This window comes from Microbulbifer sp. A4B17, assembly GCF_003076275.1.
GTDB lineage: Bacteria > Pseudomonadota > Gammaproteobacteria > Pseudomonadales > Cellvibrionaceae > Microbulbifer.
On record NZ_CP029064.1, the window covers coordinates 555,364 to 572,500 of the forward strand.

Here is a 17,137-nt window from a genome sequence, read left to right on the forward strand (position 1 = left end):
ATACCTGCCTTCGACTCTCTGATCGGGCCTGCGAAACCCCGAGAGTCACTTGATGTACTGAATTGGCAGCGGGACTGAATCCTCATATGGCATCAACGAAACGCCGGCGCGTCAGAGCGTCAAAGCCCAAACGACGATATCGCTGGCTCAAGCTGCTGGTGCTGCTTGCCCTGGTGGGCTCCCTGGCGCTGGCAGCGTATATGGCTTACCTGGATGTACAGTTGCGTGAGCGACTGGACAGCCGCCAATACCAACTTCCCGCCCGTGTTTATGCCCGCCCGTTGGTGTTGCGCGAGGGTATGGCAATGCACCCGGATGAGTTGGAATCCGAATTTTCCGCCCTGAATTACCGCAAGCAGGACACCCTCAGTGAGCCTGGTTCCTGGGTTCAGGATGGGATGAGTTATAAGGTCTGGCGCAGGGATTTTATCCACGCCAATGGCCGACAGCCGGCTGCGATAGTCTCCTTCCGCCTGCGCAACGATCAAATCAGTGGTTTACGCGATGACAATGGCCGTAGTCTGGCGGAATTCCGCCTGGATGCGGCAAATATCGGCTCTTTACTGGGTGGGGGTGATGACCGCAATCCAGTGCGTTTCGATGATATTCCCCCTTTGGTAGCCAATACCCTGATCGCTGTTGAGGACCAGGACTTCCTCAATCACTTTGGTGTTTCCCCTCGTGGTATCGCCCGGGCCATGGTGGCCAATGCAAAAGCCGGACGATTGGTACAGGGGGGGTCCACGATTACCCAGCAGCTGGTCAAAAATATCTTTTTTGACCATAAGCCCAGCCTGAGGCGTAAATTCAACGAAGCGTTGATGGCCATTCTGATGGAGATACACTACGACAAGCGCTATATCCTGCAGGAATACATCAACGAGGTGTGGCTGGGACAGCAGGGTGCTCGGGGCATCTATGGCTTTGGACTGGCCTCTGAATTCTACTTTCAGCAGCCTTTGGATACTCTGGAACCCCATCAGGTAGCGCTGCTGGTAGGGTTGGCCAAAGGTGCTTCCTACTACAACCCCTGGCGCAACCCTGAACGAGCCCTGCAGAGGCGCAACACTGTATTGGAGCTGATGCTGGAACAGGGGTTGATTACCCAGGAAGAGTTCCAGAAATATTCCGCGAAGCCCCTGGGGGTGGTTAAAGGCGGTGTCGGTGCACAGAACCCCTACCCGGCCTTTACTGAGCGCTTGTTAACCGAACTCCGACCCTATTACTCCTACGAGGAGCTGCGAACTTCAGGTTTAAGGGTTTACACCACATTGGCCCCTTCGGTGCAGAAGTTGGCAGAGGAGTCTATCAGTCAGGGCGTCAGTCAGCTGGAGAAAGACCGAGGGATCAAAGCCAATTCACTCCAGGCCGCGACAGTGTTGCTGGATAATCGAAACGGTAATGTACTGGCCATGGTGGGGGATCGGAACCCGGATTATCCGGGCTTCAACCGGGCGCTGGAAGCCCGCCGCCAAGTGGGCTCCCTTATTAAGCCCGCCGTGTATCTCACCGCGCTGGAGCGACCGGAGGAATACAATCTCGCCACTCTGATTGATGATGCCCCGGTGAGAATTGAAGAAGCCGATGGCGATGTGTGGATGCCACAAAACTTCGATAAGCGCGCCCACGGGCAGATACCCCTCTATATTGCCCTGGCCAAGTCCTACAACCTGGCAACGGCCCATTTGGGACTGGATCTCGGCCTGCAGAATGTTCGCCAGACGATTCGCCGCCTGGGTGTTGAGTCCAGGCTCCCTCGGGTGCCGGCGATGTTGCTGGGTGCCGTGGAGATGACCCCGTTCGAAGTTGCCGGTATGTATCAGACGATCGCCAATAACGGTGAGACGGTACAGCCGCGCACGCTGCTCGCGGTTTCCGATGCCCAGGGAGGCCGTGTACAGCACTTCCGCCGCAAGGCTAATCGCGGTGTCGATCCTGTGCCCGCTTACCTGTTGCGCTGGGGGCTGGAGCAGGCCATGCGCGAAGGCACCGGCCGTCGTTCTGCCAAACGCTTGCCGAGCAGTATCGCTTTTGCCGGTAAAACCGGAACCACCAACAACAACCGCGACAGTTGGTTTGCGGGTTTCTCCCCGGAAGTAACGGCCGTGGTCTGGTTGGGGCGCGACGATAATGAGCGCACCCGCTTAACCGGCTCCACCGGTGCACTACCCATCTGGACAGAGATCATGCGCAAGCTGCCCCATCAACATGGGCCGGTTGAAATGCCCCGAGGAGTGGAGCTTAAGTCAGTGAACTCCCGGGGGCAGTTTATGGACCCGGATTACTGTCGCGGTGGTTATGAGATTCCTTTCTCCTACGAAAGCCAGCTGCAACCGGCGCCGGAATGTCGGGGGCAGAATCGCTGGCGCTGGTTCCGGAATCTGTTTGGCAGTGGTCGCGATGAAGCTGCTCCCAGAGAGGAAATGAGCCCTGGTTGGGGAGTAGATGCCAGCGAGCAGCAGATGCGTGATCGGCGCCGCCAACAGCTGCAAGAGCAGTTTCGTGGCGACGATGCGGAAGAATTTGGTGTTGATCCCGATTTTGACTCTGGCTTTGAAGAGGAGCCCCTGGAGTTACCTCGGGATAGCACCTTCGGTGCGGGCTCTCGCAGCGTACCGGTAGAGGAAGCTCAACCGGTGGGGCCGGATCTGGAAGATCAGTGGCCCTAAATAGATAGCGCGCGAATTAATCGCGCGCTTTTTTCATCAGCCATCAGTCCTGTAGCAGTTGAGCGGCCTCTTCAGCGAAATAGGTGAGGATGCCGTCGGCACCGGCGCGTTTAAAGGCCAGCAGGGATTCCAGAATAACTGACTCTCTCTTCAGCCAGCCATTTTCAAAGGCGGCACAGTGCATCGCATACTCTCCGCTCACCTGGTAGGCGAAAGTGGGCACCCGCAACTCCTCTTTTACCCGGCGCACTATATCCAGGTAGGGCATACCGGGTTTTACCATCACCATATCCGCGCCTTCTTGCAGATCCAGGGCGCATTCGTGCAGTGCCTCATCGGTATTTGCGGGGTCCATTTGGTAGCTCGCCTTGTTGCCACCTTTCAAGTTGCCGGCTGAGCCTACTGCATCGCGGAAAGGACCGTAGTAAGCGGAGGCATATTTAGCGGCGTAGGACATAATAAGGGTATTGCTGTGGCCTGCGCCCTCAAGAGCGTCACGAATGGCTCCAATGCGACCGTCCATCATATCTGAAGGGGCCACCATATCCGCACCGGCGGCGGCGTGGGACAGGGCCTGCTGTACCAATACTTCGACGGTCTCATCGTTGACGATATAACCGCTGTGATCCATTAGCCCATCCTGGCCGTGGCTGGTGAAAGGGTCCAGGGCTACATCGGTGATTACGCCCAATTCCGGTACTGAATCTTTCAGCTCGCGAACAGCTCTTTGCGCCAGGCCATCGGCGTCGTGGGCGGCACTGGCACAGTCGGATTTTGCCGAAGGGTCCACTACTGGAAACACTGCAATGGCAGGAATTCCCAACCCTTGAACAGCCTTCGCTTTCTCGGCCAAAAGGTCCACACTCAGGCGTTGGACACCTGGCATTGAGGCTACTTTTTGAGTTTCGTTGCGCCCCTCAATCACAAACAGTGGCAGGATCAAGTCGTCACTGCTCAATTGGGTTTCCCGCACCAGTCGACGGGAAAAATCCTTTGCGCGCAGGCGACGCAGGCGAGTGTTGGGGTAGGCACCACGGCCGAAACTTTGGCTCATCGGGAAATTACTCCGGCTATCCATAGGGCCGCAGAAACCCCGCAGCCGCAACTGGCAGCCATCATATCAAATTGCCGCAGAGGGTGATTTTGCGATTGCAGGGGGAAAGCAGTTTAAAAATGGGGCTGATGTAAGTGCTTTACCAATAGTTTGCCGGCGGCTTCTATATGTTTTGCCAACAGTGCGGCGGCCTGGTCTCCATTTCCCTCTTGGAGTGCTTTGAGAATTGCAAAGTGCTCGTCTTGACTGGTGCCCTGGTAATTCAGACCATGGGACTGGTAGCCGATATAGCGCTCACATTGCCGGTGCAGTTGCTTGACGGTACTAAATAGCGTGGGTCTTGCAGCTGCCCGGTAAATACAGGCATGGAACTCCCAATTCATTTTTCCGATCTGCTCGGCGGAGAGTTCAGGTTTGGCTTGCATGGATTCCAGAATATCTCTGGCCCGCCCCAAGATTTCTCCATTAAGGCTTTCCAGTGCCAGGGATTGCAGCAGCGGTTCCAGGCGCATGCGCATCAGGTAGAGGTCTTCCACTTCAATAGGGTCAAACTGCGGCACTGCGACGCCGCGTTTTCCGTGTCCGGTTAACCAGCCCTCATTTTTCAATCTTTGTAGAGCGTCCCTAACCGGAATACGGCTCACGGCGTAAAGCTCTGCCAGTTCGGCCTGCTTTAGTACCTGGCCGGCGGCGAAGCGCCCCTGCTGCAAGTCCGACTTAATTTTTTCGTAGAGGCCCATCGATATTTATTAATTCCTGCGCTTGAAAAACCAGTAACACACCAGCCCCCCCAGCAGTCCCCAAAAGGCAGAGCTAATGCCAAAGAGGCTGATACCGGAAGCACTTACCAGAAAAGTGATAATTCCGGCTTCGCGACTGTCGGCCTCGGCTGTTGCTCCAGCCAGGCTGCTACCAATGACGCCAATCAGTGCCAGGCCGGCGAGGCCGGCAATCAGTTCCTGGGGAAAGGCACTGAATAATGCCACAACGCCAGCGCCGCAGAGGCCCACCAACAGATAAAAAATACCGGCGGCAATGCCGGCGGTATAGCGTTTTTCGGGGTTGGGATGGGCCTCCGGGCCGGTGCAAATAGCAGCGGTAATAGCCGCCAGATTAAATGCAAAGCCACCAAATGGTGTCAGCAATAAAGAGGTGAGGCCGGTGCCACTAATAACAGGAGATATAGGCACTCTACTGTAGCCACTGGCGGCCAGGGTTGCCGCTCCGGGTAGATTCTGAGAGGTCATAGTGACGATAAAAAGAGGAAGGCCAATGCCAATTAAAGTGGAGAGGCGGAATTCTGGGGTGACCCAAACAGGGTGTGCCGCTTGCCAGCCGATCTGGGCCGATGCGATGAGTTGCAACTTCCAGCAAGTCGCCACTCCAGCCGCTAGTACCAAAATAATGGCGTAGCGAGGCGCCCAACGGCGCCCGACTAGATAGGTCAGCAACATGATGCCGACCAATAGTGGTTGTGCCTGCAGAGAAGTAAATACTGAGAGACCAAATTGCAGAAGTATGCCTGCGAGCATAGCGCTGGCAATTGGTGCCGGCACCATTCGCGCTACCCGCTCAAAGGCTCCGGACAAGCCCACGAGGAGTGTTAACAGGGCGCTAAACGCAAAAGCACCAATCGCCTCAGTAATGGGGATGCCACCTAAACTGGTGGCCAAGAGTGCAGCACCTGGAGTCGACCAAGCAGTGATTACCGGGGCGCGGTAATACCAAGAGAAGGCAATACAGGTAATGCCCATCCCCAGGCCCAGGGCGCCAATCCAGGAGGCGATCATTGCTTCACTTGCGCCAGCTGCACGCGCGGCTTCAAACACAATGGCGGCGGAACTGGCTACTCCCACCAGCACGGCGACAAAGCCTGCGCTAATGGCGGACAAGCTGGTATCTGAAAACGGTGAGCTTTTCAAAATGTATACCTTTTATATTTTGTATACATTTTTAGCTGTTAGTTTTTTGAGCGCAATAACTTTGCGGTGAAGCGACTGGGGCTTTATTGGAGGGGGGTAAAGTTAAGAGGGCAATTGAAGCAGCACCCGCAGGCTGCGGGTGCTGGAGAGAGGCAGGCAATTAGCCGAGACGGGCGAAGACGCGTTCAGCGGCGGCGATTGTGGCCTCAATATCCTTATCGGTATGGGCTGCGGACATAAATCCTGCCTCATAGGAGGCCGGTGCCAGGTAGACACCTTCTTCCAGCATGCCGTGGAAAAAACGGTTAAAGCGCTCGTTATCGCAGGCCATTACCTGTTGATAGTTAGTCACTTTAGGTTCTTCGGTGAAGAAGAAGCCGAACATGGTGCCGGCCTTATTGGCGGTAATTGGGATACCTGCGGCTTTACCAGCCGCCAGGATGCCCTCTACCAAACGGTCGGTTTTGGCAATTAAAGGCTCGTAGAAGGCGGGTTCTTCCACCAAACGCAGGGTTTCCAAGCCCGCGACCATAGCCACAGGGTTACCGGACAGGGTGCCCGCCTGGTAAACCGGCCCCAGGGGTGCGATTTGCTCCATGATCTCGCGCTTACCGCCAAAGGCGCCAACGGGCATACCGCCGCCGATCACTTTGCCGAGGGTGGTGATATCCGCCTCGATACCGTAGAAGCCCTGGGCCCCGGTCAAGCTCACCCGGAAGCCGGTCATCACCTCATCGAGAATCAACAGGGCACCGTGCTGGTCGCAAACTTCGCGCAGGGTTTCCAGGAAGCCGGGTACCGGTGGAATACAGTTCATATTGCCGGCAACAGGCTCGACGATGATACAGGCGATTTGATCGCCCAGCTCATCGAAGCAGCTGCGCACACTATCAGCATCGTTGTAGCTCAAGGTGATGGTGTGATCTGCCAGGGCGGCGGGAACGCCGGGAGAGGAGGGTACACCCATGGTCAGGGCCCCGGAGCCGGCCTTAACCAGCAGGGAGTCGGAGTGGCCGTGGTAGCAGCCCTCGAACTTCACAATCTTGTCGCGCCCGGTAAATCCACGGGCCAGGCGAATCGCGCTCATGGTGGCTTCGGTACCGGAATTGACGAAGCGCACCAGGTCCATATTCGGCCACAGGCGGCAGAGTTCTTCGGCCAGTTCGGTTTCCAGTTCGGTTGGCGCACCGAAGCTCAGTCCTGATTGGGCCTGTTCCACTACGGCTTCAATGACTTCCGGGTGTGCGTGGCCCAGCACCATGGGGCCCCAGGACTGTACGTAGTCGATGTAGCGTTTCTCGTCTGCATCGTAGAGGTAGGCGCCCTCGGCACGGCGGATAAACACCGGGGTACCGCCGACTGCGCGAAAAGCCCGTACCGGAGAGTTAACGCCGCCGGGAATGTACTGCTGTGCTTCTGCGAAGAGCTGCTCGGATTTACTCATAAATTTAATTCAAGTTCTGCATAAAGGGCCTGGGGAGCATTATCGCGGGGGTGGCGCCTGAGGACAATGTGTAGATTGGCGACGGCCGGTCACAGACTGAGCGGATACAAGGGCTCGCCGCTACAAGAACGGCGAAGTTGATCAGGATGAGGAAGAAATTTGTGCTGGCAGGTCTTGGCTCAGCGCTCGCACCAGAACAGCCGGTTGGGTATAGGTCTGCCCATTCCCAGGCGGCGACTGTCTTTGATCGCACTCCAAGCGTACTGCTGACTGCGGGTAACGGCTTCGATAATCGTCAGGCCGTGGGCGATATGGCAGGCGATGGCCGTAGCGAGGGTGCCGCAGACGCCATAGGCGGCTGGTTGCAAGCGCTCCCACTGGAATTCCCGCATCAGGCCGCGCTCATCGTATAGGCGGTTTTGTAGCTGCTGCTCGAAGGGCACCCCGGTAAGCAGCAGGTAGCGGCAACCGGATTCGAGGATCTCCTGGGCCATGGCGTCGAGTATATCGGCCTCCACCGCCATTGCGCGAGCCTCCCTGCGGTTGGGGCAGACCATCGTTGCTTTAGGCAGTAGCAATGACACCATCGCTTCCCAAAGTGGTGGGGCGAGAACGCTCTCTTTGTCGGCTAGAGTGGCATCGGGGTCTATAACTACCGGAATATCCGGGTAGTCGTGGAGCACGCTGTGTAGCGCGCGCACATTTTCCACAGAACCCAGGTAGCCGACCTTGATCGCGGCTACCGGCATATCCTCCAAAACGGCCCGGGTTTGTTCAATGAGCAAGCTGTCATCGACTGGGGCGACACCCAGCAGTTCACCGGTGTTACACACACTGATAGCTGTAACTGCCGAGGCCGCATGGCAGCCGAGACTGACCGCTGTCTCAGTATCTGCGGCAATTCCCGCGCTGCCGCTGGGGTCGTGGTGAGTAACGGTCAGAATAACGGGCTGAGGTGTTTCCATAAGTGCTCTACATGACTGCCATTAGCTGTGCGCCTAATTCTAGTTGCTGAGCGCCTTGGGTAAGGAATGAATGCGCGCCAAATTAAAATGGTTTTACGACAACCAAAATGACAATGGCGACAAGTGCCACTGCTGGGAACTCATTAAATATTAGAAAGTAGCGACGGCTGCGGGTAACAGTTCCCTTCGCAAACTTACGAACGTAGGCGCCACAGATATGGTGATAACCGAGAAGTAGCACAACAAAAGTGAGTTTTGCGTGCATCCAGCCCGCAGAGGTGTAGTAGGCCGGATTCAAACTGTACAGCCAAATCCCCAAGGCGATGGTAGCGAGCATTGAAGGAATGGCGATACCGCGATAAAGGCGGCGTTCCATAATACAGAAACGGTCGCGGCTGACGGCATCAGTGGCATCGACATGGTAGACAAACAGTCTCGGCAGATAAAAAAGTGCGGCAAACCAGCACACCATTGCAATAATGTGAAAAGCCTTGATCCACAGCATTGAAAGTCCCCTTGAAAGAAACGGGAAGAGAAATCACTTCCGGTAAAAATTGTTAATTTGTAGCGGCAGAATAATGCCCGCCGTACGATTGTCCAGCGAGCCGCTTTTGTGACGACAAATATACAGGCCATCCGCGCCACTTCTCTCCAGCTTTTGTGAGGCCTCCAGCATAGTCGCTCGCCAACTTAAGGACGCCATCTGTTTGCGCTCGCCGGGTAGCCTCAATAAATCGATCATCTCTCCTGGGTCTTGTAATTTATCCGGTGCGGAGGAAGTCTGTTTTTCACTTTCGGCCGCCTCTTTAGCGCCACCGCGGAGAAAAGTTGCCAAGTCTGCTGCACGCAGTAATTGCGGTGCCGGTTCCTTGGGTAAATCGATAAGAATCCATTCGGGGTGTTGATTAATTAATTCTGTTGCTGCTGCGCGAGTAATTTCTCGGGGAGTCACAACAAAGCTCTGGTTCATTTCACTGGCGACTCCGACACTGCTCAGCATTTGCTGTCGCCAACTTGGCATTCCCGCTTTATTCAGGGCTCGCAGCGTTTCGTGATAGAGACCGATGGTGGAAAAGAGCTGTCGGCTTACTAATGTGGCCACCACGATCATCATCATCCCCGGGAATAAAATATGTGGATTATAGGTAAGTTCCAAAATAGCGAGTAGCGCAGCCAGAGGGGCATTGAGCATGGCTGCCATCATTGCCGCCATACCCACCATTGCATAAAAGCCTGGGCTCGCTGTGTGTTCACCCAGCCAGAAATTAGCCAGGCCACCGGCAATACCGCCGATACAGGCGCCGATAATCAGACTGGGGCCTATGACACCGCCGGGAATTCCGAGTCCCGCCCCCAAAGCGGTTGCGACTAATTTTGCGGCGACAATAGCAATGAGTGTCGCGACTCCCAATTCCCCCAGCATCGCCATTTGCAAGGTGTCATATCCACCGCCCAGGATTTCCGGTACCCAGATACCCAGGGTGCCAGTAACTAGGCCTACCAAGAGAAACCGAAGAAGCGGTGAGTAACGTTGCTGGGGAATTAAAATACGCTGAGAACGGATAAATAGCCCGGCGAGAACCCCTATAACCAATGCGCAAACGAAAAGTAGCGGCAGCTCGGCAAGGGAGTTGAGTTGGATGGCTGGTACATTAAAGTCCGGCTGGCTACCGAAAGTCAGCTGGGTGATGGCACTACCGGCAACTGCTGCGAGAATTATCGGTAAAAAGCCGGCGACAGTATATTCCAGCATCACGACTTCCATCGCGAATACCACGCCAGCCAGTGGGGTATTAAAAGAGGCTGCAATTGCTGCGGCTACACCACAACCCAGTAGGTTACGACCGGAATTATTTGGGAGCTTCAGTGCCCTTGCTAACCAGCTGCCACTGGCTGCACCCAAGTGTACAGCCGGGCCTTCGCGCCCCACCGAGTGTCCGCTAATTAATATTATTGCGCCGGCGAAGAATTGTAGCAGGGCATTTTGCATTGGCATTTGCCCCTGATGATTGTAAAGCCGGTCCAGGACATGGACCACTCCCACCTGGCGGCGTCTGGGATTTAGAAACAAATAGATACATCCCACTATCAGAGAGCCAATGACTGGTAGCGCGAAACGCCAGAAAGGAGGAAGGGATTCGTAATTTTGTGGGATTGATAAAAACAGGGTGGTTGGCCACTCCATCGCCAGACGAAAAAGTACAGTTACTCCTCCGGCCAGGATGCCAGTGATCAGAGCCATCCCCAGTAAAGGCGCTAAAGCGTCCTTGGAGGAAAGCTGGAAGCGCATACTTTCCAGGCTTCCGGGCCTGGGTAAGTACCGCGAAAGTGATTTTTTCAACGGCTTACTGGGGCGCTGTGACACTGCACATCCTTAAAATGCTGGGGCTTGTGGTAGAGTGCCTGTCTGGTTTTACGATTATCGTCTCAGTTGGCGGATATACCGGAGATTTTAGCAAGGTGATAAAAGTAGCGATTGTCGGGGGCACCGGCTATACAGGGGTGGAATTGCTTCGGCTTCTCTCAACACATCCACAGGCGGAAGTCACCGCGATCACCTCCCGTTCGCTGAATGGTACCCCGGTTGCCGAGCTTTTCCCTAGCCTGAGAGGACACTCCCAGCTGTCTTTTTGCAGCCCTGATATTGAGCAGCTAGCGGATTGTGACGTTGTATTCTTTGCTACACCCCACGGTGTTGCCCAGGCCCAAGTGCCAGCGCTTATTGAGCGTGGGGTTCGCGTGATCGACTTATCTGCTGATTTTCGCCTAAAAGATATTCCCTCTTGGGAGCAGTGGTACGGTCAGGCCCATGCAGCCCCTGAACTGGCTCAAAGCGCTGTGTATGGATTGCCAGAAGTGAATCGGGAACAGATTGCCGATGCGCAGCTGATAGCCTGCCCGGGCTGTTATCCCACTGCGATTCAGTTGGGTTGGATACCGCTTTTGGAAAAGGGTTTGGTAGAGCCTGGTGAGCTTATCGCCAGCGCGGCCAGTGGTATCAGTGGCGCTGGGCGACAGGGTAAGACCGACTTGATTATGGCCGAGAATAGCGACAACTTCCGCGCGTATTCTGCCTCAGGGCACCGTCATTTACCCGAGATCGAACAGGGACTTCGTCGAGTCCAGGCCGGTGATTCCAGAACGGTACAGGTGACATTTGTGCCTCATTTACTGCCAATGATCCGCGGTATCCACGCGACTTTATTCGCTCGATCAGCTGGCAAAGTTGATGCGGGCGAACTTCAGCAGATCTTTGAAAACCGCTATAAAAATGAGCCTTTCGTTGATGTGATGCCGACTGGGAGTCACCCTCAGACCCGCACGGTTAGGGGGACCAATATGTGCCGCATCTCGGTGTTGCAACCACAGGAGCGGGATACTGTGCTGGTCTTGTCGGTTATTGATAACCTCGCCAAGGGAGCATCGGCCCAGGCAATCCAGAATATGAATATTATGTTTGGCTTAACTGAGACGTTGGGCCTGGATAGCCCGGCACTGCTGCCTTAGAATCGGGTGTTTCCCGACAATCGATAAATCCCGGATAAGACTTAGCAGATTTCATGGTGCTCAAAGTTAAAGGCAGCAAGCAGTACCGCATGAAAGTGGTGCCCCATAAACCCTTCTCAGGCGTCATCGCCGTAGTGGGGGTCGTTTTTTTGGTATTGGTTACCTCGGCGGGATCCTATTTTGCCGGGCAATACCAGTTGCGCCAAAGCCTTGATCGCAAAACGCTGGAGCATACCCAGGTACTCGATCGCGTCACTGAACTCCAGAGTGAAAATGAATCCCTGCGCATGCGGGTTGCCACTGCCGAGCAGTCACTGACCATTGGTGAGCAGGCGAGTGAGTCGGTACGTGCGGAACTGGTACAGAAGGAAAGCCAGATTGCCGAGCTTAAGCAGGAAATCTCTTTCTATCGCGGTGTTATGGCTCCAGAAGATGGGGGAGAGGGGGTATCTATCGGGCGATTTATCCTCTCGCAGACCAGTGATCCAAAAAGTTACCAATATAAGTTACAGGTCAAACAGTCTGCAGCACGTCGGGATATTGTAAAGGGCACGGCCACATTCACTGTAGTGGGCCGCCAGGATGGGGAGCCGAAGAGTTACCCGCTCAAAGATTTGTCTGAGCAGGTGGATAGTGAGTCTATCCAGCTACGTTTTAAATATTTTCAGAATATCGAGGGAGAGCTGCGTTTGCCGGAGGGCTTTGTGCCTGAAGGTGTGGAACTGTCCCTTAAATCTTCTGGGCGCAAGGGCTTCAATATAGAGCAGCGCTACGGTTGGTTGGTGCAGGAAAGTTAGCATAGGTGCTAAAAACACGAGGTTTTGGGGATTATGTTAAGAAAAAAAGAGAAACAGATAACTATGGCCAATACCGGTAGTAACCACACGACATTGATCGCTCGCCAGACCGAGATCAGCGGTGATATCCACTTCCGTGGCAACCTGGTCATCGAGGGCAAGGTGCGTGGCAATGTTACCGCTCACAGTGACAGTGATGCGCGCCTGCAAATTGTGGATGGCGGTATCATTGAAGGCGAGATCCGTGTACCTCAGGTGGTAATTAACGGCAATGTAAAAGGGGATGTGTTTGCCGCGCGCCACTTGGAACTCGCCTCCAAGGCAATGGTAGAGGGCAATGTACACTATAAACTGATCGAGATGCTGAAAGGTGCCCAGGTTAACGGTGCCCTGGTTTCCAGTGCCGATCTGAGTAGTGTGGGCGAACCCCATATGCTCGGCTATTCCGAAGATGAAACTGTCATCGAGGCCTCTTAAGTCCGGGTAGTATTGGCTGGCGCTGGCACTTTATTGTGCCGGCCTGCCCATCGGTTAATACTTGACTGAATTGCTGGGTTTAAGCAAGATGACGCCCCCGGGGCTGCACTCGTTATAACTTTTATACGAGCGGTGAATGTCCCGATGAGTTGAGAGAGACTTATGTCAGAAGCTGTATCCTTTTCTCCCGCGCCACTCGTGGTCACAGACAAGGCTGTGGCCAAGGTAAAAAGCCTGTTGGAAGAGGAGGGCAACCCGGAGTTGAAGCTCAGGGTGTTCGTGACCGGAGGCGGCTGTTCCGGTTTCCAATACGGTTTTACCTTTGATGAACTGGTTGCCGAAGATGATGCCATCATAGAAAAGGATGGCATTCAGGTCTTGGTGGATGCGATGAGCTACCCCTACCTGGTTGGTGCCAATGTGGACTACGAAGAAGGCCTCTCGGGGTCTCGTTTCGTAGTACAAAACCCTAATGCGTCCGCTACTTGTGGCTGCGGTTCCTCCTTCTCTATCTGAGGAACTCCCAACCCGCCCGAATTCTTAGGGCGGGTAAATAGCTCCTAATACCGCTTCTTTCTGCGCGCCTGTGACCCCCGGACAATTTCCGGGCAGGCCCCTCAGTGTCTGGCGGGCCAGCCAGGCAAACCCAACGGCTTCGAGCCAGTCTGCGTCAATACCGTAACTGCCTGTGTCAGTAATAGACCAGGTGGGCAACCGGCGCTGTAATCGCGCAACCAAGTCCCTGTTTTTTGCCCCGCCTCCGCAAGTGAGCAGCTCGCCCCCCTCGGCAAAATTATGCACGGCGTCGGCGATACTGGCTGCGGTCACTTCAGAGAGGGTAGCCTGCACATCTACCGGCGCCACTTCCAAACCGGCGCAGGCCTGCTCGAGCCAGTTGGCGTTAAAAGTTTCACGGCCAGTACTCTTGGGTGGCTCTGCGGAAAAATAGGGATCTGAAAGCAGCCGGTTGAGTAGCTCGGGGTTGGCACGACCGCTTGCCGCCCAGTCCCCATTTCGGTCGTAGGGCTGGTTTTTATGCAGGTTTACCCAGTAGTCGAGCAGTGCATTACCGGGGCCGGTGTCATATCCGTAAACCTGGCCATCTGCTGTCAGCTCGGTGATATTGGCCATACCCCCAATATTGACCACGGCACGGCTTCCATCGGTTCTGAATGCGGCCTGGTGAAACGCCGGCATTAATGGTGCTCCCTGCCCCCCGAGAGCGATATCCCGGCGGCGGAAGTCGGCAACGGTACAGATGCCTGTCAGTGTTGAGATAGTGTTGGGGTCACCGAGCTGTACGGTGAAGGGGGAGGTCACAGTGCCTGGGGGGCGATGGCGCACGGTTTGGCCGTGACTACCAATGGCGGTTACAGAGCGACCCTCAACACCGGCCCGGGCCAACAGGGTATTGGTGGCCTCGGCAAATGCCTGCCCCAGCTGCCGGTCCAACTGCCCGGCGCGATCTAGCTCTGAAGGGCCAGGGGCGCAGAGGCCGAGGATAGCTTCACGCAGCCCATTGTGAATTGGGTGGGCTAGCGCAGCCAGGATACGGGTATTAATTTTTTCTTCATCGCCAAAATCGACCAGCACCGCGTCAATCGAGTCAACGCTGGTGCCGGACATCAGGCCGATAAACAGATCGGGCATATTCGTTGGCGCTTGTTAGGGGCTATCTTCATCCAGTTGGGCCAGGGCTGGCCCCTGGAAGTTCTCTAGTTTCGCCAGGAGTGGCTGGGTCTGGTTCTTAAAACGGATCATCTCTGAAGCGGGCACTGACTTCGCTTTGGGCAATTTGCGCACAATGGTTGCGGGGTTGCGATGCCGGCCATCAACAAGGAATTCATAGTGCAAGTGCGGGCCAGTGGCATAACCGGTAGACCCTACAGTGCCAATAACCTGGCGCTGCTTAACACGCTGGCCTTTTTTGACCTTGCGCTTGGTCAGGTGGAGATAGCGGGTTACATAGCGCTCACCATGTTGGATAAATACATAGTTGCCGTTGGGTTTACTATAGCCGGATGCGATAACCCGACCATCACCGGTAGAGTAAACTGGAGTACCCCTTGGGGCGGCGTAGTCGGTGCCATTATGAGGTCGGCGGGATTTGAACACCGGATGCAGGCGGCTCGGATTGAAGTGAGAACTGATACGGACTATGTCCAGCGGTGTACGGATAAACGCCTTGCGCATACTTTTGCCTTCAGGCGTGTAGTAGTTGGCATCACCACTATTATCGACATAACGTACGGCGCTGTAAGTTCTTCCCTGATTGGTAAAACTGACTGCCAGAATAGGGCCGTTGCCAATTTTTTCCCCATCCAGGAATTGCTCTTCGAACATCACACTAAAATGATCACCTTTACGGATATCGAGGGCAAAGTCGATATCAGAGCTGAACACATCGGCCATTTCCATTATCAAGCTGTCGCTTAAGCCCGCATCACTACCTGCGAGAAAAAGGGAACTATCGATTTGGGCCTGTCGATAGGCTGGGTGACTATCCGGCTCGCGGGTTATCAGAGCGTGCTCAAACTTGTCTGCGTTTGTGCGGGTAAACTCAACTTGATTTAGACGATCCCGCTGTAACTTTAAAGACTGCAGCTGGCCATCATTATTCATTTGAAAAGTCAGTTCTTCGCCCGGGGTGAGTCGGGCCAGCTGTTTTGCCTCTTTGCCGCTGCCCAGAAGCTGGTACATCTCCTTGGCGCTGACTTTCGCGCGCTGGAACAGGTCTGACAGTGTATCGCCATTGCGCACTTCAAGGCTCAATGACTTGACCGCCTCAACACTGACATTAAGTAGAGGGGTTTCTGCCGGTGTGTAAGTGAGTGCGGGTTTAGCTTCAGCTTTAGCGTTGTCGTTGCTTGTGACCTCTGAAAGTTTGACGGCTAGGGATGTGCGTTTGGAGGAAGTCTCCGGCGAAGGAATCAGAACAGCCAGCATAAGGACAAATGCCGCAACGCCGGCCATCATCGCATGAACGCGGGGAAAATGCTTGGGTAAGCCACCAATACGGAGGCCTGTACTCGAATTACGGTGATTTTGCATGGCGTTAGCGGACGGTACTGACGGTCGTTGTTATTTGCGCTTGAAAAACTGAGTGTCTAAAAAACAGGCATTGAAGGGACTTTATAGCAAAAAAGCCGCCTTGGTTCACGAGATAATTGACACGTCTTTTCACGGTTTGGTTCCTCATGAATTTTGTTTTTAGTGCAGATACAAGGCTGCTATACGCTTGTATTTGCCGCAAAGTTCGGTAATGTTGCAGCGCATTTTGCCGCCGGCTGGTGGCGCTAATTTCAAGCCTGAATATGAGGGGAAAGCATGGCTGGGGTCGACATGACACTGCTTGAAGACTTGGACCGTCGCGGATTAATCAATCAAGCGACTGGTGACGGCGAACTGACGCAGCATTTGTCGGAGAGTCGAACCCTCTATTGCGGCTTTGACCCCACTGCAGACTCCCTACATATAGGCAGTCTAGTACCGCTGCTGACCTTGAAGAGGTTTCAGGCGGCAGGGCATAAACCGATTGCTCTGGTAGGCGGTGCCACGGGGCTGATTGGCGACCCATCTTTTAAAGCGCAAGAGCGCAGCCTGAATACCCCCGATATTGTTGCGGGCTGGGTAGATAAGCTGAAAAACCAGGTATCTCAATTTATCAATTTCGATTGCGGGGAAAATAGTGCCATTGTTGCTAATAACCTAGACTGGACTCGGGAATTGAATACGCTCGATTTCCTGCGCGACGTCGGCAAGCATTTCTCTGTTAACAACATGGTTAACAAAGAGTCCGTCAAACAGCGTATCCAGCGTGAGGGTGAAGGTATTTCCTTTACAGAATTCTCCTATATGCTGCTTCAGTCGATGGATTTTTCCGAGTTATATAAACTGCACGATTGCACCTTGCAGATCGGTGGTTCAGACCAGTGGGGCAATATTACTGGTGGTGTCGACCTGACCCGTCGCCAGCATCGCGGTAAGGTTTTCGGTTTGACACTGCCATTGGTGACTAAAGCAGATGGCACCAAGTTTGGTAAAACTGAGAGCGGCACTATTTGGCTTGATCCAAAACGTACCAGTCCTTACGCCTTCTATCAGTTTTGGTTAAATACCGCTGATGCGGACGTGTATAAATTCCTGCGCTATTTCACTTTCCTCAGTGTGGATGAGATTGATGCGATAGAAACTACGGATCGCGAGCGTGCTGGCAGACCCGAAGCCCAAGGAATCCTGGCCCGTGAAGTGACTCGCCTGGTGCACGGAGAGGAAGGGTTGGTCGCCGCAGAGCGTATCTCC

General features: G+C 54.6%; 15 protein-coding genes (1 of these 15 cut by a window edge). 6 read left to right on the forward strand and 9 right to left on the reverse strand.

Features of this window, described 5'->3' with window-relative positions; all coding sequences use genetic code 11:
- The first annotated feature begins 86 nt into the window (after positions 1 to 86).
- Positions 87 to 2,669, forward strand: coding sequence for a penicillin-binding protein 1B (gene mrcB, locus BTJ40_RS02450; RefSeq protein ID WP_108731624.1), 2,583 nt, complete (start codon positions 87 to 89; stop codon positions 2,667 to 2,669).
- 43 nt (positions 2,670 to 2,712) lie between these two features.
- Here the strand turns inward: mrcB and hemB are convergent, their stop codons facing one another.
- The 7 genes from hemB to BTJ40_RS02485 form a co-directional block, all read right to left on the reverse strand.
- Positions 2,713 to 3,723: a porphobilinogen synthase gene (gene hemB, locus BTJ40_RS02455; RefSeq protein ID WP_108731625.1), complete on the reverse strand. Its 1,011-nt coding sequence runs from the start codon at positions 3,721 to 3,723 to the stop codon at positions 2,713 to 2,715.
- A gap of 113 nt (positions 3,724 to 3,836) precedes the next feature.
- Complete coding sequence (locus tag BTJ40_RS02460; RefSeq protein WP_108731626.1) at positions 3,837 to 4,463, reverse strand: GntR family transcriptional regulator; 627 nt, start codon at positions 4,461 to 4,463, stop codon at positions 3,837 to 3,839.
- Between the two features lie 9 nt (positions 4,464 to 4,472).
- A complete protein-coding gene (locus BTJ40_RS02465) occupies positions 4,473 to 5,645 on the reverse strand; it encodes a benzoate/H(+) symporter BenE family transporter (protein WP_108731627.1) in 1,173 nt (390 codons plus the stop codon).
- 160 nt (positions 5,646 to 5,805) lie between these two features.
- Entirely contained in the window at positions 5,806 to 7,089 is a 1,284-nt protein-coding gene (gene hemL / locus BTJ40_RS02470) for a glutamate-1-semialdehyde 2,1-aminomutase (protein ID WP_108731628.1), read from the reverse strand.
- Positions 7,090 to 7,268: 179 nt separating this feature from the next.
- Entirely contained in the window at positions 7,269 to 8,054 is a 786-nt protein-coding gene (locus tag BTJ40_RS02475; protein ID WP_108731629.1) for a hydroxymethylpyrimidine/phosphomethylpyrimidine kinase, read from the reverse strand.
- 82 nt (positions 8,055 to 8,136) lie between these two features.
- Positions 8,137 to 8,559, reverse strand: a complete 423-nt coding sequence (hemJ, locus tag BTJ40_RS02480) for a protoporphyrinogen oxidase HemJ (protein ID WP_108731630.1) — start codon at positions 8,557 to 8,559, stop codon at positions 8,137 to 8,139.
- A 33-nt stretch (positions 8,560 to 8,592) separates the two neighbouring features.
- The gene (locus BTJ40_RS02485; protein WP_238152108.1) at positions 8,593 to 10,419 is read right to left on the reverse strand and encodes a chloride channel protein; all 1,827 of its coding nucleotides are present in this window, start codon (positions 10,417 to 10,419) and stop codon (positions 8,593 to 8,595) included.
- 95 nt (positions 10,420 to 10,514) lie between these two features.
- Between BTJ40_RS02485 and argC the strand changes: the two genes are divergently transcribed.
- From argC to erpA, 4 genes are all read left to right on the forward strand, one after another.
- Positions 10,515 to 11,561 (forward strand): N-acetyl-gamma-glutamyl-phosphate reductase, encoded by a 1,047-nt coding sequence (argC, locus tag BTJ40_RS02490; RefSeq protein WP_108735143.1) that lies wholly within the window; start codon positions 10,515 to 10,517, stop codon positions 11,559 to 11,561.
- 53 nt (positions 11,562 to 11,614) lie between these two features.
- Positions 11,615 to 12,358 (forward strand): DUF6776 family protein, encoded by a 744-nt coding sequence (locus BTJ40_RS02495; RefSeq protein ID WP_108731631.1) that lies wholly within the window; start codon positions 11,615 to 11,617, stop codon positions 12,356 to 12,358.
- Positions 12,359 to 12,391: 33 nt separating this feature from the next.
- Positions 12,392 to 12,835 carry a polymer-forming cytoskeletal protein gene (locus tag BTJ40_RS02500; protein ID WP_238152109.1) on the forward strand — a complete coding sequence of 148 codons (444 nt, stop codon included), beginning with the start codon at positions 12,392 to 12,394 and terminating at the stop codon, positions 12,833 to 12,835.
- A gap of 162 nt (positions 12,836 to 12,997) precedes the next feature.
- A complete protein-coding gene (gene erpA / locus BTJ40_RS02505) occupies positions 12,998 to 13,351 on the forward strand; it encodes an iron-sulfur cluster insertion protein ErpA (RefSeq protein ID WP_108731633.1) in 354 nt (117 codons plus the stop codon).
- 24 nt (positions 13,352 to 13,375) lie between these two features.
- Here the strand turns inward: erpA and BTJ40_RS02510 are convergent, their stop codons facing one another.
- Positions 13,376 to 14,485 (reverse strand): anhydro-N-acetylmuramic acid kinase, encoded by a 1,110-nt coding sequence (locus BTJ40_RS02510; RefSeq protein ID WP_108731634.1) that lies wholly within the window; start codon positions 14,483 to 14,485, stop codon positions 13,376 to 13,378.
- Positions 14,486 to 14,500: 15 nt separating this feature from the next.
- Positions 14,501 to 15,886, reverse strand: a complete 1,386-nt coding sequence (locus BTJ40_RS02515; RefSeq protein ID WP_108731635.1) for a peptidoglycan DD-metalloendopeptidase family protein — start codon at positions 15,884 to 15,886, stop codon at positions 14,501 to 14,503.
- 276 nt (positions 15,887 to 16,162) lie between these two features.
- On the opposite strand from BTJ40_RS02515, the gene tyrS reads away from it, so the two are divergent.
- Positions 16,163 to 17,137: the 5' portion of a tyrosine--tRNA ligase gene (gene tyrS / locus BTJ40_RS02520; RefSeq protein ID WP_108731636.1), read on the forward strand. 330 nt of this gene lie beyond the right edge of the window; only the first 975 of its 1,305 coding nucleotides appear in the window; its start codon is at positions 16,163 to 16,165; its stop codon lies off the right edge, out of view.

What these genes read in the sequence shown, in the direction of transcription:
- mrcB (WP_108731624.1), top strand. Translation starts at nt 87, where the DNA reads ATGGCATCAACGAAACGCCGGCGCGTCAGAGCGTCAAAGCCCAAACGA.
- hemB (WP_108731625.1), bottom strand. Translation starts at nt 3,723, where the DNA reads ATGAGCCAAAGTTTCGGCCGTGGTGCCTACCCCAACACTCGCCTGCGT.
- BTJ40_RS02460 (WP_108731626.1), bottom strand. Translation starts at nt 4,463, where the DNA reads ATGGGCCTCTACGAAAAAATTAAGTCGGACTTGCAGCAGGGGCGCTTC.
- hemL (WP_108731628.1), bottom strand. Translation starts at nt 7,089, where the DNA reads ATGAGTAAATCCGAGCAGCTCTTCGCAGAAGCACAGCAGTACATTCCC.
- BTJ40_RS02475 (WP_108731629.1), bottom strand. Translation starts at nt 8,054, where the DNA reads ATGGAAACACCTCAGCCCGTTATTCTGACCGTTACTCACCACGACCCC.
- hemJ (WP_108731630.1), bottom strand. Translation starts at nt 8,559, where the DNA reads ATGCTGTGGATCAAGGCTTTTCACATTATTGCAATGGTGTGCTGGTTT.
- BTJ40_RS02495 (WP_108731631.1), top strand. Translation starts at nt 11,615, where the DNA reads ATGGTGCTCAAAGTTAAAGGCAGCAAGCAGTACCGCATGAAAGTGGTG.
- BTJ40_RS02500 (WP_238152109.1), top strand. Translation starts at nt 12,392, where the DNA reads ATGTTAAGAAAAAAAGAGAAACAGATAACTATGGCCAATACCGGTAGT.
- erpA (WP_108731633.1), top strand. Translation starts at nt 12,998, where the DNA reads ATGTCAGAAGCTGTATCCTTTTCTCCCGCGCCACTCGTGGTCACAGAC.
- BTJ40_RS02510 (WP_108731634.1), bottom strand. Translation starts at nt 14,485, where the DNA reads ATGCCCGATCTGTTTATCGGCCTGATGTCCGGCACCAGCGTTGACTCG.
- BTJ40_RS02515 (WP_108731635.1), bottom strand. Translation starts at nt 15,886, where the DNA reads ATGCAAAATCACCGTAATTCGAGTACAGGCCTCCGTATTGGTGGCTTA.